General features: G+C 60.7%; 21 protein-coding genes. 7 read left to right on the top strand and 14 right to left on the bottom strand.

Going from position 1 to position 21,809, the window contains the following annotated elements; genetic code table 11:
* Positions 1-111 precede the first annotated feature (111 nt).
* Positions 112-1,572, top strand: coding sequence for a 23S rRNA (uracil(1939)-C(5))-methyltransferase RlmD (rlmD, locus tag BPRO_RS15250; RefSeq protein WP_011483968.1), 1,461 nt, complete (start codon positions 112-114; stop codon positions 1,570-1,572).
* Positions 1,573-1,633: 61 nt separating this feature from the next.
* On the opposite strand, the gene BPRO_RS15245 is transcribed toward rlmD, so the two are convergent.
* On the bottom strand, positions 1,634-2,323 hold the full coding sequence (locus tag BPRO_RS15245) for a Bax inhibitor-1/YccA family protein (RefSeq protein ID WP_011483967.1): 690 nt from the start codon (positions 2,321-2,323) through the stop codon (positions 1,634-1,636).
* A gap of 197 nt (positions 2,324-2,520) precedes the next feature.
* Between BPRO_RS15245 and BPRO_RS15240 the strand changes: the two genes are divergently transcribed.
* Complete coding sequence (locus tag BPRO_RS15240; protein WP_011483966.1) at positions 2,521-2,940, top strand: GlcG/HbpS family heme-binding protein; 420 nt, start codon at positions 2,521-2,523, stop codon at positions 2,938-2,940.
* A gap of 282 nt (positions 2,941-3,222) precedes the next feature.
* On the opposite strand, the gene hemP is transcribed toward BPRO_RS15240, so the two are convergent.
* The 12 genes from hemP to BPRO_RS15185 all read right to left on the bottom strand — a co-directional run bounded on the left by hemP (position 3,223) and on the right by BPRO_RS15185 (position 14,687).
* A complete protein-coding gene (hemP, locus tag BPRO_RS15235; protein WP_011483965.1) occupies positions 3,223-3,435 on the bottom strand; it encodes a hemin uptake protein HemP in 213 nt (70 codons plus the stop codon).
* Between the two features lie 152 nt (positions 3,436-3,587).
* Positions 3,588-3,998 carry an ExbD/TolR family protein gene (locus BPRO_RS15230; RefSeq protein ID WP_011483964.1) on the bottom strand — a complete coding sequence of 137 codons (411 nt, stop codon included), beginning with the start codon at positions 3,996-3,998 and terminating at the stop codon, positions 3,588-3,590.
* An 80-nt stretch (positions 3,999-4,078) separates the two neighbouring features.
* Entirely contained in the window at positions 4,079-4,795 is a 717-nt protein-coding gene (locus tag BPRO_RS15225; RefSeq protein WP_011483963.1) for a MotA/TolQ/ExbB proton channel family protein, read from the bottom strand.
* 28 nt (positions 4,796-4,823) lie between these two features.
* Positions 4,824-5,528 (bottom strand): energy transducer TonB, encoded by a 705-nt coding sequence (locus BPRO_RS15220; RefSeq protein WP_041388859.1) that lies wholly within the window; start codon positions 5,526-5,528, stop codon positions 4,824-4,826.
* Positions 5,529-5,622: 94 nt separating this feature from the next.
* Positions 5,623-5,880 carry a (2Fe-2S)-binding protein gene (locus BPRO_RS28640; RefSeq protein ID WP_081430521.1) on the bottom strand — a complete coding sequence of 86 codons (258 nt, stop codon included), beginning with the start codon at positions 5,878-5,880 and terminating at the stop codon, positions 5,623-5,625.
* A gap of 153 nt (positions 5,881-6,033) precedes the next feature.
* Entirely contained in the window at positions 6,034-7,173 is a 1,140-nt protein-coding gene (locus BPRO_RS15215) for an alpha-hydroxy acid oxidase (RefSeq protein ID WP_011483960.1), read from the bottom strand.
* Complete coding sequence (locus tag BPRO_RS15210) at positions 7,170-7,853, bottom strand: Fe2+-dependent dioxygenase (protein ID WP_011483959.1); 684 nt, start codon at positions 7,851-7,853, stop codon at positions 7,170-7,172. Before BPRO_RS15210 ends, BPRO_RS15215 begins: the two co-directional genes overlap by 4 nt.
* A 78-nt stretch (positions 7,854-7,931) precedes the next feature.
* Positions 7,932-10,145, bottom strand: coding sequence for a TonB-dependent receptor (locus BPRO_RS15205; protein ID WP_011483958.1), 2,214 nt, complete (start codon positions 10,143-10,145; stop codon positions 7,932-7,934).
* 450 nt (positions 10,146-10,595) lie between these two features.
* Positions 10,596-11,072, bottom strand: a complete 477-nt coding sequence (gene bfr, locus BPRO_RS15200; protein WP_011483957.1) for a bacterioferritin — start codon at positions 11,070-11,072, stop codon at positions 10,596-10,598.
* A gap of 160 nt (positions 11,073-11,232) precedes the next feature.
* Complete coding sequence (ahpF, locus tag BPRO_RS15195; protein WP_011483956.1) at positions 11,233-12,804, bottom strand: alkyl hydroperoxide reductase subunit F; 1,572 nt, start codon at positions 12,802-12,804, stop codon at positions 11,233-11,235.
* Between the two features lie 82 nt (positions 12,805-12,886).
* On the bottom strand, positions 12,887-13,459 hold the full coding sequence (ahpC, locus tag BPRO_RS15190; RefSeq protein WP_011483955.1) for an alkyl hydroperoxide reductase subunit C: 573 nt from the start codon (positions 13,457-13,459) through the stop codon (positions 12,887-12,889).
* Between the two features lie 406 nt (positions 13,460-13,865).
* Positions 13,866-14,687: a posphoenolpyruvate synthetase regulatory kinase/phosphorylase PpsR gene (locus BPRO_RS15185; protein WP_011483954.1), complete on the bottom strand. Its 822-nt coding sequence runs from the start codon at positions 14,685-14,687 to the stop codon at positions 13,866-13,868.
* Between the two features lie 187 nt (positions 14,688-14,874).
* Here BPRO_RS15185 and ppsA point away from each other — a divergent pair, with 187 nt between their 5' ends.
* The 5 genes from ppsA (at position 14,875) to BPRO_RS15160 (ending at position 20,258) form a co-directional block, all read left to right on the top strand.
* Positions 14,875-17,274 (top strand): phosphoenolpyruvate synthase, encoded by a 2,400-nt coding sequence (gene ppsA, locus BPRO_RS15180; RefSeq protein WP_011483953.1) that lies wholly within the window; start codon positions 14,875-14,877, stop codon positions 17,272-17,274.
* Between the two features lie 155 nt (positions 17,275-17,429).
* Positions 17,430-17,657, top strand: a complete 228-nt coding sequence (locus BPRO_RS15175) for a hypothetical protein (protein WP_011483952.1) — start codon at positions 17,430-17,432, stop codon at positions 17,655-17,657.
* Positions 17,654-17,884, top strand: a complete 231-nt coding sequence (locus tag BPRO_RS15170) for a hypothetical protein (RefSeq protein ID WP_041388858.1) — start codon at positions 17,654-17,656, stop codon at positions 17,882-17,884. The genes BPRO_RS15175 and BPRO_RS15170 overlap by 4 nt, the downstream gene beginning before the upstream one ends.
* Positions 17,871-18,143: a DUF4212 domain-containing protein gene (locus BPRO_RS15165; protein WP_011483951.1), complete on the top strand. Its 273-nt coding sequence runs from the start codon at positions 17,871-17,873 to the stop codon at positions 18,141-18,143. Before BPRO_RS15170 ends, BPRO_RS15165 begins: the two co-directional genes overlap by 14 nt.
* 3 nt (positions 18,144-18,146) lie before the next feature.
* Positions 18,147-20,258, top strand: coding sequence for a sodium:solute symporter family protein (locus tag BPRO_RS15160; protein ID WP_011483950.1), 2,112 nt, complete (start codon positions 18,147-18,149; stop codon positions 20,256-20,258).
* A gap of 107 nt (positions 20,259-20,365) precedes the next feature.
* On the opposite strand, the gene BPRO_RS15155 is transcribed toward BPRO_RS15160, so the two are convergent.
* Positions 20,366-21,613, bottom strand: coding sequence for an integrase (locus tag BPRO_RS15155; RefSeq protein ID WP_232291415.1), 1,248 nt, complete (start codon positions 21,611-21,613; stop codon positions 20,366-20,368).
* Between the last annotated feature and the right edge of the window lie 196 nt (positions 21,614-21,809).

Raw genomic sequence — 21,809 nt, 5'->3', positions numbered from 1 at the left:
AATGGTACTGCGAACGGTATTGCGGTGCGGCGCGATGTGCGGCGCCCATTCGAACCACGATGCTGAACCCTGCGGACATCGCTCCGGAGTCGGACCTGAGACAATTCAGGCATGACCGATGAAAAACTGAATGACCACACTGTGAAAGCGCCTGAATACCTGCCAGACATCCTCACGGTAGAGTCCCTGGACATGGAAGCGCAGGGCATTGCCCACCGGGCAGACGGTAAGGTTGTGTTCATAGAGGGTGCGCTGCCTTTTGAACGGGTGACCGCCAATGTGTATCGCAAGAAGAGCAGCTTTGAAAAAGCGGTGGTGATGGCTATTCATCGCGAGTCTTCGCAGCGCGTGCGCCCGGCTTGCCCGCATTTTGGCCTGCATACCGGCGCGTGCGGCGGCTGCAAGATGCAGCACCTTCATGTGGGTGCGCAGGTGGCTGTCAAGCAGCGGGTGCTGGAAGACAACCTCTGGCACATCGGCAAGGTCAAGGCCGACAACCTGCTCAGGCCCATTGAGGGGCCCGCCTGGGGGTATCGCTACCGGGCGCGCCTGTCGGTGCGCTATGTGCGCAAGAAGAATGCGGTGCTGGTGGGCTTTCATGAACGCAAGAGCAGTTATGTGGCCGACATGACTGAGTGCCATGTCGTGCCCCGGCATGTCAGCGACATGCTGGTGCCGCTGCGTGAACTGATTGCCGGCATGGATGCCAGGGAAACCCTGCCGCAAATCGAGTTGGCCTGCGGCGATACCGTCACGGCCATGGTGCTACGCCACATGGAGCCGCTCAGCAGCGGCGATCTGGCACGCTTGCGCGCTTTCGCGGTATCGCATCCAGGCCTGCAGTGGTGGCTGCAGCCAGGTGGCCTGGACAGCGTGAAGCTGCTCGACGAGGGCGTACCCGAGTTGAGCTACGACCTGCCCGAGTTTGGCATCACGATGCCCTTCAAGCCGACCGATTTCACGCAGGTGAACCCGCACATCAACCAGGTGCTGGTGTCGCGGGCGTTGCGCCTGCTGGCCGTGCAGCCGCATGAGCGTGTGATTGACTGGTTTTGCGGCCTGGGGAATTTCACACTGCCGCTGGCGACTTGCGCACGCGAAGTGCTGGGTATTGAAGGCAGCGAGGCCCTGGTGGCACGCTCCTGCCAGAACTTCAAGAAGAATCAGCCGGCTTCGCAATCAAGAAGCGCGCTGTCTGCTACTGAATTCGTGGCAAGAAACCTCTTTGAAATGACACCCGCGATGCTGGTGAAAGATGGTATGGCCGACAAGTGGCTGGTGGATCCGCCGCGCGAGGGGGCATTCGAGCTGTTCAAGTCGCTGGCGGCGCTGCATCAGCAAATGGTGACGGGCGTGCCCTGCGACGACGGGGAACAACAGCAAAGCCTGGTGCTGGGCGACTGGACGCCGCCCCAGCGCATTGTTTACGTGAGCTGCAACCCGGCGACCCTGGCGCGCGATGCTGGCGTATTAGTGGAGAGCGGCGCTTACCGCTGCACGCTGGCTGGTGTGGTGAACATGTTTCCCCATACGGCGCATGTGGAGAGCATCGCGGTGTTTGAGCGGGGTTGAGCGGGCATGAAAAAAGGGCCCGCAGGCCCTTTTTTTGGGGGAGGCAGGACGCCGCGCGGCGTCAGTCGCGCTCGCCGCCAAAGATGCCCAGCAGCGCCAGCAGCGCCTGGAACACGTTGAACAGGTCGAGGTACAGCGCCAGCGTGGCGCTGATGTAATTGGTCTCGCCGCCGTCCAGGATCTGCTTGAGGTCGTACAGCATGTAGGCGCTGAAAATGGCGATCACGGCCACCGAGATGGCCATCATGCCGGCCGTGGAGCCGACAAAAACGTTGATGATGCTGCCGATCATCACAACCACGGCACCGACAAACAGCCATTTGCCCATGCCGGAGATGTCGCGCTTGATCACGCTGGCCAGCGACGCCATCACGAAGAACACGCCGGCTGTTCCGCCCATGGCCGTCATGATCAGTTCGGAGCCGTTTTTGAAGCCGAGGATCATGCCGATCATCCGCGAAAGCATCAGCCCCATGAAGAACGTGAAGCCCAGCAATACAGGCACGCCTGCGGCCGAGTTCTTGGTCTTCTCGATGGCGAATATGAAGCCGAATGCACCGCCCAGGAACACGATCAGGCCGAGGCCTCCCGTGAGCGCAAGGGTAATGCCGGTTGCCACGCCCACCCATGCGCCCAGCACGGTTGGCAGCAGGCTCAGCGCCAGCAGCCAATAAGTGTTGCGCAGCACCTTGTTGCGCTGCAGGGCCGACGAGGCCGAGCCATAGTCGAGGGTCTGAACATTGTCATTCATGAAAACATCTCCAGGGGAGCCTGCAAATGCAGACAAAGTCATTTTAGGGGTCAATGTGCCTTTTTCAAGAAAGGCGTACGGCCCACCTCCTACTTTTTGTGAGGGTTCTCCAAGCTAATTTTGGGGCAATTACAGCCCGGAAGGCGGCCAAACTTGCGTATGCTCGATGTTCTTGCCAACCCCCTTTCTGGAAAACCATGAAATCAAAAGCAGTTCTTGAATCCGTCGACGTGAAGGCCATCGCCGCCGCCGCCGAGGCTGAAGCCCTTAAAAACAACTGGGCCGTGACCATTGCCATCGTCGATGACGGCGGCCACCTGCTGCACCTGCAGCGCCTTGATGGCGCGCCACCCATCTCTTCCCATATCGCACCGTCCAAGGCCAATACCGCCGCCATGGGGTGCCGCGAGAGCAAGGTTTATGAAGATGTCATCAATGGTGGCCGCATGTCCTTCCTGTCAGCGCCTTACGTCCAGGGCATGCTCGAAGGTGGGGTGCCGATTGTCAAGGATGGGCAGTGCATCGGTGCTGTCGGTGTGAGCGGTGTGAAATCCAGCGAGGATGCGCAGATTGCGCGGGCCGGCATCGCGGCCATCGGCCTGTCAGAGAGATCCTGATCCGGCGCTGACCTGAAGTGCCCGCCCCATGAAAAAGCCGACCCCGGGGTCGGCTTTTTTGTTCTCCAGGCCGCCCAGTGGTGTGGCGCTTGTGCGAACAGTCGCGTGGCGCACGGGAAACAGCGAGGTTGAACGGTGAACGTGAAAAAAAGCCTGGCTAAACGACCCCTTGAAGGGCCCGTGGCTGGCTAAAAACGACCTGAGGAGCCCGCTACAGGCTCCGGATCGCCCCACGATGAAACGGGTGCTGAGGTTTGCGGCTAAAACCGGCTGGTGCTGCGCTTACTTGGTCAGGATCAATTTGCCCAGGCGTGTGGCCTGCAGGCGGTAAGTCGAGCCGTTGTGGCTGATGGCCACTGTTTTTTGACCGCGCAAAATTTCATGACTGTCCAGGCAGCTGGAAGGGGCTATGGCACCGCCCGACCCAGCTCCTGGATGCGCGGGTGTGCCAGCGGATGGGTTCTGGTTGTCTGAAGTAGGCAGGGCTGGGGACATGATGGTTTAAACCGGTTTGCGCTTTGTTGAGTGAATGATAACCATTCTCATTTAAAAATCAAGGGGATTTCATTCAAACTGCGCCGTTGTGCGTATTTTTCTGCGGTGAATTTGTTAAAGCTTGCGCGGCCGTCTTGCGGTGCAGCTGGAAATCAGTTCCTGGGCTCGGTGATAAAACCGATTTTTCGCAAGCCTGCCTGCTGCGCCGTGGCCATGGCCTGGGCGACGCGTTCGTAGCGAACCGATTTGTCGCCGCGGATATGCAGGTCGGGCTGCGGATTTTGCGCCGCTGCAGCCTTCAGCCGCGGCGCCAGGTCTTCGTCGGTGATGGCGGTTTCGTTCAGGAAATAGCTGCCTTGCGCATCCACGCTCAGGCGAACCGTTTCCGGCTTGATGTTTTGCGCTTCGTTGGTGGCCCGCGGCAGGTCAATGTTGACGGAGTGCTTCATCACGGGAACGGTGATGATGAAGATGATGAGCAGCACCAGCATGATGTCCACCATGGGTGTCATGTTGATCTCGTTCATTACATCATCGGTGTCGTCTTGGGTGCCAAAGGCCATGGTGCTTCTCGATCACTGAAAATTAGCCTGGCGCGATGGTGCGACAGGACGATTGGGTTTGCAGGTTTGAAGCGCCGGGCTCAGGCTTTCTTCATGGGCACGACATTGGCCGGGCCGTTGCTGGTGGTGATGCGTGCACCGGTCACAAAGTAGGCGTGCAGGTCGTGGGCAAAGCGGCTGAGTTTTTGCAAAATGCCCTTGTTGCCGCGCACCAGTGCGTTGTAACCCAGCACCGCCGGAATCGCCACGGCCAGGCCGAGTGCCGTCATGATCAGCGACTCGCCGATGGGGCCTGCCACCTTGTCGATGGTCGCCTGGCCTGCCGCGCCTATGGACAACAGCGCGTGGTAAATGCCCCAGACGGTGCCGAAGAGGCCAATGAACGGGGCGGTGGAGCCTACGGAAGCGAGGACGGCCAGACCGGACTGCAGCCGGGCGGTGAATTCGTCGATGGTGTTGCGCAGCGTGCGCGTGACCCAGTCGCTCACATCCAGCGCATCATGCAGATGCGCCTTGGTGTTGCGGTGATGAAGCGTGGCCTCACGACCCTCCAGTGCCAGCTGACGGAACGGGTTGGTGGGGTCTGCGCCCAGCTTGGTCAGGCCGGCTGCGAAATCTTCGCTGTGCCAGAAGTCTTCAGCAGCCCTGGCGATTTTCTTGTACTTGATCAGGTCCAGCGTCTTGATGATGATGACCATCCACGAGGCGAGCGACATGGCGAGCAGCAGCAGTGCGACCGATTTGGTGACGATGTCGCCCTGGCTCCAGACGTTGGCAAGGCCAAATTGGGAATTCATGAATCAATACTCCACAGTTTTCAAAAAATTACTCAAGAACCCAGTTGAAGGGGACATTGAACGACATGGCTTCCGGGACACCGTTGCGTTTGCCAGGTGCGAAGCGCCATTTCATGATGGCGTCGTAAGCCGCTTTGTCGAGGCGTTCAAAACCGCTGGATTGCACCAGTTTGGCGCTGATTGCCCGTCCATCCACGCCAATCAGCACGCTGTGAACTACGCGGCCTTGTTCGCCCAGCCGTTTGCTGAGGGCGGGATACGGCGGTCTCGGATTCTGTAAATAGTCGGCATCACTGGAAGGCAGTTGCACCGCAGCCGGCGCAGCTGGCGCAGGGGAGGCGGTGGGCGCTGCCGCGACGGCTACAGGCGCCGCGGGAAGGGGGGGCGCGATGGCGCCCGTTGGGGCATCAGGGGACGGGCTGGGGTCTGCTATGGCCAGGGGCTGCGGTTGCAGGGGGGCCTTGGCGATGGCCTTCTTTTGTATGACAACCGGTGTCGGTGGTGCGGGTGGCACCGGCTCCGCCTTGGGTGCAGGTGGATCGATAAACTGCGACAGGACTTCGGCGGGCACCACCAGTTCCGCAGCGCGCATGAGCAGGCCGCTTTGCAGCGCCCAGATGAAGCCAACATGCAGGGCCACCACCACCAGGGCAATCACCGCATTGCGGCTAAGGGGCTGACGCGGCACATCCGCCCGGGGGGCAGGGGCACCGGTGAAGGCAGTGGCGTTCATCGCGAAATGGATCAGGTTTGCAGGGCACCAGCGTGCCACAGATTGGGTCAAGATGCGCGGTGGAAGATCCACCACGCGGCGCCAAGCACCAGTATCAGGCTGATGGGGAGAGCTGCAAAGAGGGTTGCGGAGTGTTCCACGGGCTGCCTTCCTGGGATTGGTTGGCTAGCTTGATGTTGGCCGTCGGGCAGCTTGTGCTGCACTGGGCCACCACGTCTCGGGCGCAACCTTCGCACTGGCCGCACTGGGTGGCCACACCGAGTTCGAACTGGATCTCGTCAAAACCCATGCCGGCGCGGGCATGGCGGGCAATTTCACGGTCAGAGACTCGGCGGCAGACGCAAACGATCATGGATGGGCTTGGCTGTTGGGTTAACTGCTCAAAATTGAAGCAGTGCCGCAATTATAAATGCGAATCTATCGCATTTGCAATATCTGAGCAATAGCCACGGAAATTTCAGGATATTTGACTAGGGCCTGCTCACGCTAAAACGCATCTCCCCTTTTACCGTGAACAGGCCTTGAACAAAAGCTCGGGGGTCGCCTGATCCAGCGTGGCGCAGCCGCACAGGGCCATGGCGATTTCCAGTTCGTCGCGCAACAGGCGCAGCACATGCGCTACGCCCAAGGCTCCGGCATTGGCAAGGCCATACACATACGGACGTCCGACCAGCACGGCACGAGCCCCCAGGGCGATAGCCTTGAGCACGTCGGTGCCACGGCGGATTCCGCCATCCACCAATAGCGGCAGATCACCGGCCAGCGCTTCGGCAATGCGCGGCAGTATGGTGGCCGTCGCAGGGGCGGTGTCCAGTGTGCGGCCGCCATGATTTGAGACGATCAAGGCCGCAAGCCGCAGCGCTGCAGCCTGGCGCGCGTCTTCGGGATGCAGTACGCCTTTGAGTACCACCGGTAACCGTGTCGTGGACTGGAGCCATTCGACGTCGGCCCAGGTCGGCGCATGCGCGAGCAGGCCGTCGAACAGGGCGTTGTATCCAGGCCCGGGATTCGAGGGCTGCGGTGAAAGGCGCGCAAGGTTGACGGCGGAGATTCCCGCCGGCAGCTTGAAGGCGACGCGCCGCTCACGGTCACGCGCACCGCTGGTTGGTGCATCTACGGTAAGTACCAGCGCTTCGTAACCTGCATGTTCCGCGCGTTGAACAAGTTCACGCGTGAAGCCGCGGTCGTGCTGGAAGTAAAGCTGAAACCATAACGGCCCGCGTTCAGCGTAGGCGCCAAAAGCTTCGGCTACGGTTTCCAGTGGCACGCTGGCTTGCGTGCTGAGCACCAGGCCCGCGCCTTGGGAGGCCGCGGCATGGGCGGTGGCGATCTCCCCGTCAGGGTGGGCCATGCGCTGGTAAGCCACCGGCGCCAATAACAGCGGGTGGGCCAGTGTGCGCCCCATCAACTCGATTTTGGTGTGTCCACCAGCCATCGGACGCAGTACGCGGGGCAGCAAGGTCAGGTTGTCCCAGGCCGTGCGGTTGGCACGCAGGGTCAATTCGTCCCCGGCACCACCACTGAAATATGCCCAGGCGTTGTCATCCAGCCGCTCGCGTGCTTGAGCCTCATGGTCGGCCAGTGTGACCAGACCGGACGGCAAGGGCTCGACGGCAGGTACGGCGATTGTTTTGACTGCGCTCATGTGTCGGCCCACATGCGGAGCAGGTTGTGGTAGGCGCCTGTGAGCGCGACGGTGGCCTGGCTCTCGCCGTGCTCCTGGCGAAGCTGCATCAGGGCCATGTCCATGTCAAACAGCAGGCGGCGTTGTTCGTTGCCGCGCACCAGACTTTCTACCCAGAAGAAGCAGGCCAGACGCTGGCCGCGTGTTACGGGCTGCACTTGATGCAGGCTGGTGCCCGGGTACAAAACAGCATGGCCGGCGGGCAGTTTGATGCGCTGCTCGCCGTAGGTATCGGCAATGGTGAGTTCGCCGCCTTCATAGTCATCGGGCTCTGACAGGAAGACGGTGCAGGAAACATCGGTGCGCACGCGCTGTCCGCTGCCCGCCATGGTGCGTATGGCGCTGTCAACGTGGTTACCGTAGTGATTGGCCGCCCCGCTGTAGCGGTTAATGCGGGGCGTGAAGATTTTTTTGGGCAGTGCAGCCGTGAGGAATAACGCGCTGCGTTCCAGTCCACCGACGACCATGGTGCCAATGGCTCGTGCCGCTTCGCAATCGTGCGGTAGCTGGGCATTATTCTTGACCTGCCGTGCCTGGGCGCCAGCGCTGTCCCTGCCGTCGGCCCAGGGGGCGTCGATGAGCAGTTGACGAGCTGCCTGCAGGTCCTGCGGGCTGAGGATGTCGGGAAGAGTGAGCAGCATGGGGGTGGTTATGCAAGTAAAAAAGCCACCCCGGAGTGAGGTGGCAAAAGCCTTGAAGAAACTGAAAGCTCTGAAGAATCAGAACTTCACGGTGCCAGTCACCTGGAAGATGCGGCCAGCACCGGAAATGTAGTGACCTGAATACAGTGCGTCAGCGTACAGTTTGTTGCTGACGTTGGACAGATTGGCCTTTACCGTGATCTGGTCGCTCAAGGCGTATTCGGCCATCAAATCAGCCGTCACGAAGCTCGGCACTTCCCAGCCCGGGTTGCGGTTTGGTGTTTGTTTACCGCGGAAGTTCAGGCCACCACCCACACGCACTTTGGGCGTGACCTGGTAAGTGGTCCACACGGTGCCACTGTGGCGTGGTGTGAGCGATGGGCGCGAACCCTGGCCTTCAGCGCCTTCTGCCCCGATATCGATCCGGGCGCTGGGCATCCACATGTAGGAGCCGTAGATTTCCCATTGCGGCGTGAGGCGTCCGGTGATGTCGATCTCCGCACCCGCCGCGTGGCGCTTGCCTGACAAAACAGCAATATTCAAGAGCGGGTCAGTGTTGCGTTCGTGCAGCTTGGTCGAATGAAACACGGCCAGGCGGGTGGTAAAGCGCTTGTCTGCCGTATCCAGCTTGGCACCAATTTCGAAGTTGCGGCTGGATTCCGGCGGTGTGTTCACCGTGGCCGCGCTGTACGAATAGGTATCGCCTGACGTGTTGAACGATGTGCCGTAGGAGACGTGGTATGAGTGCAGCGGGTTGGGCTGGTACAGCACGCCAGCGCGCTTGCTCCACTCGCCGATGCTCTGGCTGTACGACGTGGTCGTGACAGGGCCTGCGGCTGCAGCCGGTATGCTGAAGGTGTTGTAGTTGCCCTTCATGTGGTCATAGCGCAGGCCGGCCAGCAGTTTCCAGTGCGGCGCAATCTGGATCAGGTCTTGCGCATAAACGCCAACGCCATCGGAAGAGAAGTCGCTGGAGGTGCGCAGCACGCGGCGGGATTCCAGGATCGAGGCGCCGTCGTCGGGCGTGCCGGCAAGCGTGTTGGGCTTGGTCAGGTTGACACCGCCCTGGGCAGCGGTTCGGGCGGCATACACGCTCTTTTTTTCCTGGGAAAAGTCGACACCGGTCAGCAACTCGTGTTGCACACCCAAAGCAGCAAACTTGGTGCTGAAGTCGCTTTGCAGATTCACGGTATCCAGGTTCTGGATCTTGAGCTGGGTGCCGCGCGTCAATACGGTGTTCGGGCCGAAGCTGGCCAGCGTGGCAGCCACGCCGCCGGGTTGCAGTGCCGCTGCGCCAAGACGGATGGTGCTGGCGCGCTGGTCGCGCTCGAATTTTCCGACGCGCAATTGTGTTTTCAGTTCGCTGTCGCTGCTGAAGCGGTGTATGTGGCCGAGCGTTGCCATGGTGGCGCTGCCGGCGTTGTAGTCACTGGCTGCGCCGTAATAGTTTTTGGGATCCACCGGCAGGATGGTCGTGTCGCGGGCTGGTGAACTGGCGTTGGGGCGAATCCACGGCAGGCCGTAGTTTATGCCGTTGTTGTTGTCAAGGTAGTACAGGCTGGCAAGGAACTCGTCGGCAGTGCCGATGCCCAGGCGGTAAGACACCGCCAGGCCCTTTTTGTCGATGCTGCTGCCCGCGCCGTTGTTGTCGGCTTTGGTAGCCATGGCATTGATGCGCAGTGCGGCGTCCTCGCCGGTCTTGATGTTGAAGTCGCCCGTCACGCGCTTGTAGTTGTGACTGCCCAGGGTGGTGGAAATCTCGTTTTCATTGATCAGGCGTGGCAATTTGCTGACCTGGTTGACCGCACCGCCGGTGGAGCCGCGGCCAAACAACATGGATGCTGAGCCGCGCAGCAACTCAAGGCGGTCCAGGTTGAACGTGTCACGTTCGTAGAACGCCGGGTCACGAATGCCATCGACAAAAACGTCGCCAGTGCTTTGCAACGCAAAGCCGCGCAAGCGAATATCTTCTTCGCCGCCTTCTGCCGCCAGAAAAGTGATGCCCGCGGTATTTTTCAGGGCCTCTTTCACGGTATCCAGATTGCGGTCGTCAATCAGTTTTTCCGTGACCACCGTGACAGACTGGGGTATGTCGCGTAGTTCCTGGTTGCCTTTGCCGATGGTGGAGCGGGTGGCGCGCACAGAGTCCTTGCCTTCTTCGGCTTCAGCTTTTTCCTTGATCACCACGGGAGCCAGGGTTTTACCTTCAGCCTGAGTAGACGATGCAGCGGGTGTGGCGCTGGGAGTTGGCGTGACGTTTTGTGCCCAGCTGGAAACGGACACAGCCAGCATCAACGCGCCAAGAGGCAAGAGGGCTGGGCTCGACGATGCCGACGTGTTCGTTGTAGCGATGGCAACGGGCGACAGACGGGATTTCTTATTGCGCGCAGAGCGTGCGGCGCGAGCGGAAGGGTGTGCCAAGTTGGCCTCCAAGCGTCATCCACCTGGACGCAGGCGGATGGGGTTTCAGGAAATAGCTTGGCTATGCTCGAAGCTGTCCCGTCGGGACAATGAGTTTGGCTGGCTCGTAAAGTTCGTCTCCGAGTGTATGTCAAATGATAATGATTCGTAATAACTTTGAGTCGATCTTCCCCCAAAAGCCGCCAGAAATCAGGTTGGATGTGGTTCTAATGCAATAGATGGGGCATCCGGGATGGGGCTTCCGGAACGACAAAGGGGCCGTTCAGGCCCCTTTGTTCAGTGCGCCGGGCTATTTGCCCGAAGCGTGCTGCGGTACTGCGCTCAGCTGACCTCGCCCATCTGGCTTTGCAGGTAGTTCTGTATGCCGACTTTGTCGACCAGATCGATTTGGGTTTCCAGAAAGTCGATGTGTTCTTCGGTGTCGTCGAGGATTTCCTGCAGCAGGTCGCGCGAGACATAGTCACGCACGGTTTCGCAATGCGCAATGCCGTCCTTGATCGTGGCTTGGGCGCCTTGCTCGCTCTTCAGATCGCAATTCAGCGCTTCCAGCACGTCTTCACCGATCATCAGCTTGCCCAGGTCCTGCAGGTTAGGCAGGCCCTCCAGCACGAAGATGCGGTCCATCAGCTTGTCGGCATGCTTCATCTCGCCGATGGATTCCTCGTATTCCTTCTTGGCCAGCTTGTCCAGGCCCCAGTGCTTGTACATCCGGTAGTGCAGAAAGTACTGGTTGATGGCAGTCAGCTCGTTTTTAAGCTGGGCCTGCAGGTGCTCAATGACTTGGGCGTCGCCTTTCATGGGAGATCCTTCTGGTTTTTTTGACGAATTCCATTGTCTTCAGACTGGCTGGGTTCGGCAAGCAAAATGCCATGACCTTACAGGTGCGTTTTGAGGGCGAATGGGATTGATAGGCGTTCTTCTTTGCAGAAACATGCTGCCGGCCAACTGGCGCATGGCTTCAGGCTGCCGGTGCTGAAGTGCGGATCAGGTGATCGAAAGCGCTCAGCGCGGCCTTTGCGCCTTCGCCTGCCGCGATGATGATCTGCTTGAAAGGCACGGTCGTCACATCGCCGGCTGCAAATACGCCAGGCACAGAGGTCTGGCCCTTGGCATCCACCACGATCTCGCCATGCCGGGACAACTCAACCACGCCCTTGAGCCAGTCGGTGTTGGGTACCAGGCCGATCTGGATGAACACGCCTTCCAGTTCGACCTTCTTCAACTCGCCGCTTGCACGCTCCTTGTAGATGAGGCCATTGACCTTCTGGTCACCGGTGATCTCGGTGGTCTGCGCATGGGTGAACACGGTCACGTTCTTCAGGCTGGTGAGCTTGCGCTGCAGCACGGCATCGGCACGCAGCGCAGTGTCGAACTCGATCAGCGTCACATGCCCGACGATGCCGGCCAGATCGATCGCCGCTTCGACACCGGAGTTGCCGCCGCCTATCACCGCCACGCGCTTGCCCTTGAACAACGGGCCGTCGCAGTGCGGGCAGTAGGCCACGCCCTTGTTTTTGTACTCGCGCTCGCCCGGCACGTTGATGTTGCGCCAGCGCGCGCCGGTCGATATGACGATCGACCTGCTTTTGAGCGAGGCACCGCTTTCAAGCTGGATCTCGATCAGGTCCTTGCCTGGTCCGGTATTCGGAACCAGCGCCTTGGCGCGCTGCAGGTTCATGATGTCGACGTCATAGTTGCGCACGTGTTCTTCCAGCGCGTGCGCGAATTTCGGCCCCTCGGTTTCCTTGATCGAGATGAAATTCTCGATGCCCATGGTGTCCAGCACCTGGCCGCCGAAACGCTCCGACGCCACGCCGGTGCGTATGCCTTTGCGCGCGGCGTACACCGCCGCTGCGGCACCGGCCGGGCCGCCGCCGACGATCAGCACGTCGAACGGGTCCTTGGCGGCGATTTTGGCCGCTTCGTGTTCCACACCGCTGGTGTCGATTTTTGCCAGGATTTCTTCCAGGCTCATGCGGCCCTGGCCGAACTCGGTGCCGTTCAAAAAGACGGTGGGCACGGCCATGACCTGGCGCTCCTTGACCTCGTCCTGGAAGGTGCCGCCTTCGATCATGGTGGTGCGGATACGCGGGTTCTGCACCGCCATCAGGTTCAGCGCCTGGACCACGTCGGGGCAGTTGTGGCAGGTAAGTGAAACATAAATCTCAAATTCAAAATCCCCGTCGAGCGCACGAATCTGCTCCAACACGGCCTGCTCGACTCTCGGCGGGTAGCCGCCGACCTGCAGCAGCGCCAGGATCAGCGAGGTGAATTCATGGCCCATGGGCAGGCCGGCAAAACGCGGGCCGTGGTTTTCGCCCGGGCGGTTGACCGAGAACGAGGGCTTGCGGTGCGGGTCGTCGCGGCTTTCGGTCAGCGTGACCAGCGGCGACGATTCAGCCACATCCTTGAGCAGCGACAGCAGCTCGCCCGAGGCCTTGCCGTCGTCGAGCGACGCGATGATTTCGATCGGCTGCGTGGCGCGCTCGAGGTAACTCTTCAGTTGGGCTTTGGTGCTGGCGTCGAGCATGGGGAACTCACTTTTCGAATGCATGGGGGAATAAAAAAGCCCGGGAGCTGGCGCGCCCGGGCTTGGCGCAAACAGGCTGGGCTTAGATCTTGCCGACCAGGTCGAGCGAAGGCTTCAGCGTTTCGGCGCCTTCCGTCCACTTGGCGGGGCAGACTTCACCGGGGTGGGCGGCCACGTACTGGGCAGCCTTCACGCGGCGCAGCAGCTCGGCAGCGTCACGGCCGATGCCGTTGTCGTGCACTTCGATGGTCTTGATCTTGCCTGCCGGGTCAATCACGAAGGTGCCGCGATAGGCCAGGCCTGCGTCTTCACCTTCTTCGATCAGCACCTGGAAGGCGCGGGACAGCTGCTGGCTGGGGTCGCCGATCAGCGGGTACTGGACCTTGCGGATGGTGTCGGAGGTGTCGTGCCAGGCCTTGTGGGTGAAGTGGGTGTCGGTCGACACGCCGTAAATCTGGACGCCCAGCTTCTGGAATTCTGCGTAGTGGTCGGCCAGGTCGCCCAGTTCGGTCGGGCAGACAAAGGTGAAGTCGGCCGGGTAGAACACCACGACGGACCAATGGCCCATGAAGTTCTCGTTGCTGACAGGAACGAACTTGCCGTTGTGATACGCGGTGGCCTTGAAGGGAATGATTTCGGTGTTGATCAGAGACATTTTTGCTTTCTATGGCTTGGTTAAAAAAATACTTGAGTGCTTGCGAATTGATAGTATATGTCTTTTAATTTATTGACTTTGATAGGTATTTACTATTTATCGAATTGCCACTCGCTATGCTTTCTCTTGATCCGCGGTTGTTGCGGTGGGCTATTTTTGCATTGAATTGTTGCGAATGAGAGTTATTCGCGCATACTTTCGTCGCATTTTGTGAGTCAGCCACGTGGCGCTGCAGTGATCACTTGCAGCACCGCGCCCTCCACACGCTCTCGGGCGTGAAAAGGCACGGGTTCACCTGGCGCACGCTGGCGAAAATGTGGCTGTATGCCGATATCAGTGGGCGTAACGAGCTGCAAAAATGATAGCGACTGCAGCTCCGGGTGAGCTGGAAAATCGATTTCGGCAGTCAGTACTCCAGCCGCTCCGGCCGGATTTCCTGCAGGATGGTGGTGGAAATCTCTTCGATGGACTTGGTGGTGGTGGACAGCCAGCGTATGCCTTCGCGCCGCATCATCGCTTCGGCCTCGTGGATTTCATGGCGGCAATTGGCCAGGCTGGCGTAGGTGGAGTGGGGCCGGCGTTCGTTGCGGATCTGGCTCAGGCGCTCGGGAGCAATCGTCAGGCCAAAGATTTTCTTGCGGTGCGGCACCAGCGCAGGCGGTAGCTGGCGGCGCTCAAAGTCTTCCGGAATCAGCGGGTAGTTGGAGGCCTTGAGCCCGTACTGCATGGCGAGGTACAGCGAGGTCGGCGTCTTGCCGCTGCGGCTCACGCCCACCAGAATCACGTCAGAGCCCGCCAGGTCCTTGTTGCTCTGGCCGTCGTCGTGGGCCAGCGAGAAGTTGATCGCCTCGATCCGGTCGTCGTATTCCTTGCTTTTGGAGGCATCCGAAAAGCGGCCCACCCGGTGATTGGACTTGATGCCCAGCTCGCTCTCAAGCGGCGCCACAAACATGCCAAACATGTCCAGCAGCATGCCGTTGCAGTGGGTTTTGATGACGGCCAGGATCTCCATGTTCACCAGCGTCGTAAAAACAATGGGCCGCTTGCCTTCCACTTCCGCCGCGTGGTTGATCTGCCGGATGGCCTGGTGGGCCTTGTCCACGCTGTCGATAAACGGCAGCCGGACATGGCGGGGCTTGAACTCAAACTGCGCCAGGATGGCGTTACCAAAGGTTTCGGCGGTAATGCCAGTGCCGTCGGAGATGAAAAACACGGTGCGTTGGGACATGGTGGGCGTCTGTCTGATTGAAAGCTGGGTGAAAGGCTGACGCGGCACATCCGGCCGCAGGCCCCTACAATCGTGGCAATTATCCCGATTGTCACGCCATGCCCCGCCACAGCCCCTTCAAACAACAACAAGGTTGCTTGCCGCGCATGGTGAATTCCCCGGTTTTTAAACCTCCCGGAGTATTTTCATGTCCAACCTGTTTGAGGCGACCGCCCTGGTCGTACCGTTTGAAAACCTGAGAATGACAGATGTCGAGGCCGTTGGCGGCAAAAACGCCAGCCTCGGCGAGATGATCTCGCAGTTGCCCACCGGCCCGCAAGGCGTGCGGGTGCCTACGGGTTTTGCCACCACCGCGCACGCTTTCCGGGTGTTTCTGGCCTACGACGGTCTGGATAAAAAAATCAATGCGCTGCTCGATGCGCTCGACACCGACGACGTGCGCGCGCTGGCCGAGGCCGGCGCCAAAATTCGCGCCCTGGTCGAAGCCCAGCCTTTCCCGCCGGACTTCGAACAAGCCGTTCGCGGCAGCTTTGCCACCCTGAGCGCCGGAAATGCGCAGGCGAGCTTTGCGGTGCGTTCGTCCGCCACGGCCGAAGACCTGCCCGATGCTTCCTTTGCCGGCCAGCAGGAAACCTTCCTGAATGTCGTCGGCATTGAAGACGTGCTGCACAAGATGAAAGAGGTGTTTGCCTCGCTCTATAACGACCGAGCCATCAGCTACCGCGTGCACAAGGGCTTTGCCCATGCCGACGTGGCCCTGTCGGCCGGCGTGCAGCGCATGGTGCGCAGCGATCTGGGCGCGGCCGGCGTGATGTTCACCATCGACACCGAGAGCGGGTTTGAAGACGTGGTCTTCATCACCTCCAGTTACGGGTTGGGCGAAACGGTGGTGCAGGGCGCGGTGAACCCTGACGAGTTCTACGTGCACAAGCCCATGCTCGAGGCAGGCAATCGTGCCGTGATTCGTCGCAACCTGGGTTCCAAGCTGCTGCAGATGGAGTTCACCACGGCCGAGGAGAAAAAGGCCGGCGGCAAACTCGTCAAGACCACCGACGTGCCTGCGGAACTGCGCAACCGCTATTCGCTGAGCGACGAAGACATCGAGCAGCTCGCCCGCTACGCAGTCATCATCGAAAAACACTATGGCCGCGCCATGGACATCGAGTGGGGCAAGGACGGTACCGACGGCCAGCTCTACATCCTGCAGGCCCGCCCCGAGACGGTAAAAAGCCAGTCCAAGGGCAAGGCCGAACAGCGCTACAAGCTCAAGGGCACCGGTACCGTGCTGGCCGAAGGCCGGGCGATCGGCCAGAAGATCGGCACCGGCCCGGTTCGCATCGTGCACAACATCAGCGAGATGGACCAGGTTCAGCCTGGCGACATTCTGGTGACCGACATGACCGACCCCAACTGGGAGCCGGTGATGAAACGCGCCAGCGCCATCGTGACCAACCGCGGCGGGCGCACCTGCCACGCGGCCATCATTGCGCGCGAGCTGGGCATTCCGGCGGTGGTCGGCTGTGGCGACGCCACCGAGCGGCTGGTGGACGGCATGCTGGTGACGGTCAGCTGCGCCGAAGGCGACACCGGCAACATCTACGACGGCTTGCTGGAAACCGAAGTGACCGAGGTGCAGCGCGGCACCATGCCGCCTATCGACCTGAAGATCACGATGAACGTCGGCAACCCACAGCTGGCTTTTGATTTTTGCCAGATTCCCAACCATGGCGTTGGCCTGGCGCGGCTGGAATTCATCATCAACAACAACATCGGTGTGCACCCCAAGGCGATTCTCGACTACCCGAATGTCGATGCGGACCTGAAAAAGGCGGTGGAAAGCGTGGCGCGCGGCCATGCATCGCCACGCGCTTTTTACGTGGACAAGGTGGCCGAAGGCATCGCCACCATTGGCGCGGCTTTCTGGCCCAAGCCGGTGATCGTGCGTCTGTCGGATTTCAAGTCCAACGAATACCGCAAGCTGATTGGTGGTTCGCGTTACGAGCCCGAGGAGGAAAACCCGATGCTCGGTTTCCGCGGCGCATCGCGCTATCTCAGCCCGGATTTTGGCGAAGCCTTTGCCATGGAATGTGAAGCGCTCAAGCGCGTGCGCAACGACATGGGTCTGGTTAATGTTGAGGTCATGGTGCCTTTTGTCCGCACCCTCGGGCAGGCCAAAAAGGTGACCGATCTGCTGGCGCAGCATGGCCTCAAGCGCGGCGAGCGGGGCCTGCGCGTGATCATGATGTGCGAGGTGCCGAGCAATGCGATTCTGGCCGACCAGTTCCTCGAATATTTTGACGGTTTCTCGATTGGTTCGAACGACCTGACACAGCTGACGCTGGGACTGGACCGTGATTCGGGCCTGGAGATCCTGGCATCGGACTTCGACGAGCGCGACCCGGCCGTCAAGGCTCTGCTGAGCCAGGCCATCAGCGCCTGCAGGCGGCAGGGCAAATACGTGGGCATCTGCGGCCAGGGCCCCAGCGATCATCCGGACTTTGCACTCTGGCTCAAGGAGCAGGGCATCGGCTCGATCTCGCTGAACCCGGACACCGTGATCGACACTTGGAAGCGCCTGGCCAACTGAGGGAAAACCCCCGGTGCGCTGAGTGCGCGCGGTAAGCAACTGGCAAGCCCTCCGATGACAATCGGGGCATTTCCCCTAAATGCCATGCTTGCTGTTGTTACCACTGTCAAACTGCTCGCCGAAATCGCAGGGCTCGCGCTGTTGGGCCAATATGGGTGATTGGTCTGCTGTCGGGCCCGGCCCGCGACCACAACCTGTTTTATCGCCTGCTGCAAGTGGTCGGGCGCACCTGGGTACGGGCCGCACGCTGGCTTGCACCCCGGGTGGTGCTCGACCGCCACCTGCCGTTGGTGGCAGGCCTCGTCCTGTTGTTCATCTGGGGCGGGGCAGCCATTGCCAAGGTCGGTATATGCCTGCGGATAGGCGTGGCACTGTGCAAATGAAGGCAACGCTGAGCTATCACTGGTTCAGAGCCCAGGCGGTGGCCTGGCTTGCTATTGGCCGCCATGAGAAGGCGCGGAAGATCATCGACCACCTCCGGCAGTGTGAGCCGCGGATGGCCGCGCAATTGGAAAACGAGTTCGGCGTGCAAGGCAGGGCGGGCCAATTGGCACATGCGGTGCCGCCCCAAGGCGCCGCGATGGACATGGTGGGCAATGCAGCTCACTGACAGCCAGCGCCGCTACTGGCGCAAGAACCTCGTCCTGACGGCCGCGCTTTTGCTGATCTGGGCGGTCGTGACGTTTGGCGTGAGCTACTTCGCTCGGGCGTTGAGCTTCAGGTTTTTCGGCTGGCCCTTCAGTTTCTGGATGGGAGCGCAGGGGGCTTTGCTGGTGTACTGCCTCATCATCGGGGTGTATGCGTGGTACATGAACCATCTGGATGTCAAGCATGGCGTGGCAGACCTCGCAGATGATGGAGATCACTGAGCCATGGCCGGATTTTTCGGGTCCCGTGAAGGGGAGCGACTCTCAAAGCAGCAGTTCAAGGCCCAGCTGAACCAGGTTTACTGCTGGTACACGGTGGGCCTGGTGCTGTTTGTGGCGGTGCTCGCCGGCCTGGAGCGCCTGGGAATGCCCCGGTTGTGGATAGGCTCCACCTTTCTGATGGCCACCATTGGCCTGTATGCGGGTATCGGGATCATGAGCCGTACCACTGACGCGGCCGAATATTACGTGGCGGGCCGCCGCGTCCCGGCGGTCTACAACGGCATGGCTACCGGGGCTGACTGGATGTCGGCGGCATCTTTTATCGGCCTGGCGGGAACGCTGTACCTCACGGGTTACAGCGGTTTGGCTTTCATCATGGGCTGGACGGGCGGCTATTGCCTGGTCGCGCTGGTGCTGGCGCCTTACCTTCGCAAGTTTGGCCAGTTCACCATCCCGGATTTCCTGGGCGAGCGCTACGGTGGAAGCCTGCCCAGGTTCATCGGGGTGATAGCCGCCATCCTGTGTTCCTTTACTTACCTGGTGGCCCAGATTTATGGTGTCGGCCTGATCACGTCCTATCTCACGGGTATCGCGTTCGAGCTCGGGATTTTCCTCGGGCTGGGCGGTATTTTGGTGTGCTCATTCCTGGGTGGAATGCGCGCCGTGACCTGGACCCAGGTGGCCCAATACATCATTTTGGTCGTGGCTTACCTGATTCCGGTGATCTGGCTGTCGGCCAAGCAAACCGGCGTACCGGTGCCGCAACTGGTTTACGGCTATCAGCTGGAAAAGGTCACCGCCAAGGAAAAGCAGCTGGCCAATGATCCTGGGGAACAGCAGGTGCGGGCGCTCTTCCGGCAGCGATCGGAGGCGCTGGCCAACAAGATCGAGGATCCCGCGGCGTCATTGACCGCCGACCGGCTGGATGCCAGCCGGAAGATGGAGGAATTGAAGAGTGGTAACGCCTCCGTTGCGCAGGTGTCTGCAGCGGCGAGGGCGCTGGCGGCAATGCCCAGGAACGAGGCGGCCGCGGTCCGCAGCTGGTCGGCCGCCAAAGCCACTGCGGACATCAAGAGCCAGCCGCTCAACGGCATGCCGCCCCACGCGGCCCAGTTTTCCGGTGACCCGGACGGCACGCCAAAAGAAAAAGTGCTTTACGACACGTCGCGCCGGAATTTCCTGGCGCTGGTCTTTTGTCTCATGGTGGGTACGGCCGCCTTGCCGCACATCCTGATGCGCTACTACACCGTCCCCAGCGTGCGGGAGGCGCGCCAGTCGGTCACCTGGTCGCTGTTTTTTATCTGCCTGCTGTACTTCACGGCGCCGGCCCTGGCCGTGCTGGTGAAATATGAAATTTTCACCGTGCTGGTGGGCATGCCGTTTGACCATCTGCCTGCCTGGGTCAACACCTGGAGCAGGGTGGACCCATCGCTGCTGTCGGTCACCGATGTCAACAAGGACAACATCCTGCAACTCAATGAAATGACGGTAGGCGGCGACGTCATCGTGCTGCTCACTCCTGAGCTTGCAGGGCTGCCTTACGTTATTTCAGCGCTGGTGGCGGCCGGTGGTCTGGCGGCCGCGCTCTCCACCGCAGACGGGCTGCTGCTGACGATTGCCAATGCGCTGGGGCATGACCTGTATTACAAGATGATCGACCCCAACGCCTCGACGGTCAGCCGGGTGACGGTGTCCAAGATTCTGCTGCTCGTCGTGGCCCTGACGGCGGCCTATGTGGCGGCGCAAAAACCGGCCGACATCCTGTTTCTTGTGTCGGCGGCTTTTTCCTTTGCGGCGGCCTCGTTTTTCCCGGCGCTGAGCCTGGGCATTTTCTGGAAACGCGCGACCGGTATTGCGGCGGTGCTGGGCATGATGGCGGGCCTGGGCGTGACTTCCTTCTACATGCTGACCACCCAGCCGTGGCTGCGGGAGGCCTTCGGCGTCACCTCGCCCATCCAGCTCTGGTGGGGGATCGAGCCCATTTCTGCAGGGCTGTTTGGCGTCCCGGTCGGGTTTGCCGTGATCGTGCTGGTCAGCCTGGTGACCCGTCCCCCTCCCCAGAAAGCCTGCGATCTGGTGGACCATGTGCGTTATCCGGACCTGAAAAGCCTTTAAAAAGCCTTGAACGGCCCTTTGAAAGCGCCCTTGGCAGGACCTCGAACACCCGGATAGTATTTTCCAATTCAGGTATGAGCCTGAGCGAAGCCGGATAGAGAGATGAATCAGGCGGCGGATTTGGATCGTCGGTGGAACAAGTCAAACAGTTTAAGGCGGGCCGCATTCATGGCGTTGGCGGCCTGCAGATCGCTCTGTGCCTGGGCCTTTGATTGAAGCTGTTTGATGGTGATGCCCTTGCGCAGGAACTTGCCCGCGCCAGCCAGGCTTGCCAGCTTGTCCAGCGGGGTTTGCACCATCTCGTGCGGGTAAGTCTTCCTCACCTTGCCCTTGGCATCGACCGCTTCCTTGGCAAACAGACAGGGGCGGTGCAGGTTGACATAGGGGTTAAGGAACTCACGGCAAAACGCGTTGATGGGGGCGGCAAAGCGCTGGGGAATGTGGCTGTAGCCAAAGGCCTTTCTGACCACCGCGCCGTTCTTGCTCTCGGCCAGCGCATTGTCATTGGAGTGCCGGGAGCGTGACTTGGTCTGCTCCACCCGCAGCTTCTCCAGCAACTGGGCCACCGTTTTGTTGATGTACTCGCTGCCGTTGTCCGAGTGAAAGCCCAGAATCCTGAACGGAAACTGCTCGATCAGGTCTTCGAGCACGGGCAGCAAGTAGGCCTCGCTGATGCGCTCGCAGGTGGCCACCACCTCCCACTGGGTGACGATGTCCACCGCATTGACGTGATACACCCCCTTGGTGCCGTCCAGATCGCCCTGGTGCACCGAGTCGATGCGGATGAAGCCCGGACGGCCCTCGGGGCGCGGAGCGCGCCGCATGCCAATGGGATTGAGCACGGGGCGCGTCTTGGTTAAGCTCACGCGTTGATTCCGGTAGGTCTTGCCATGGCGCAGGTTGTACAGGTGCGACACCGACAGGCTGGCCAGGCGCTCGAAGCGGGCATCGCCAAACACATGCCATGCCCGCTTGAGCAAATGCGCGGTGGCAGGCCCCGAGAGCGTGCCGTGGGCGCGGTCCACCTCGGCCAGCAGCAGGGCGTCCGCCGGGGTATAGCGCTTTGCAAAGGCGTGGGCGGGAGCGCGATATCGTTTACCCAAGGGCTGACCGTCCAGGACCCGTGCCAGCAGCCGGGTGAGCTGGGCGCGCGAGTAGCCGCAGGTAGCCAGCAGGTAGCGCAGCACCACGCCTTTGTCGGGCCGATTCAGGCGAGCGTAGCCAAAGCGCTGGGCCACCGAGACGATGTGGGCATAGCGGGCGTCATCGTTGTCGGGCACGCCAAAGCGCACCTCCAGCGTGCCGGCCAGAAAGGCCTGAAGTTGGGAAATTGTTTGCAGACGGGTCTCGTCCATGTCGATCACCATGCGAAAAATGATCGACCCAAACCCGCCGCTCAGGCTCATACCTCATTGGAATCACGGAACCCGCTTCAGGCTCATACCTCGTTGGATAAGGCTCGGATTTGCGCCCGGCCTCTCCAACGGGCTATAATGATGGGCTTCGCCTTGCTGCACCCTTAACGACGCTGGGGCAGCTTTAATCAACCAC

The sequence above is a fragment of the Polaromonas sp. JS666 genome, assembly GCF_000013865.1.
Classification (GTDB): Bacteria; Pseudomonadota; Gammaproteobacteria; order Burkholderiales; family Burkholderiaceae_C; genus Polaromonas.
The sequence above is the reverse complement of the archived record's forward strand: the minus strand, read 5'-3'. Positions and strand labels throughout refer to the sequence as shown.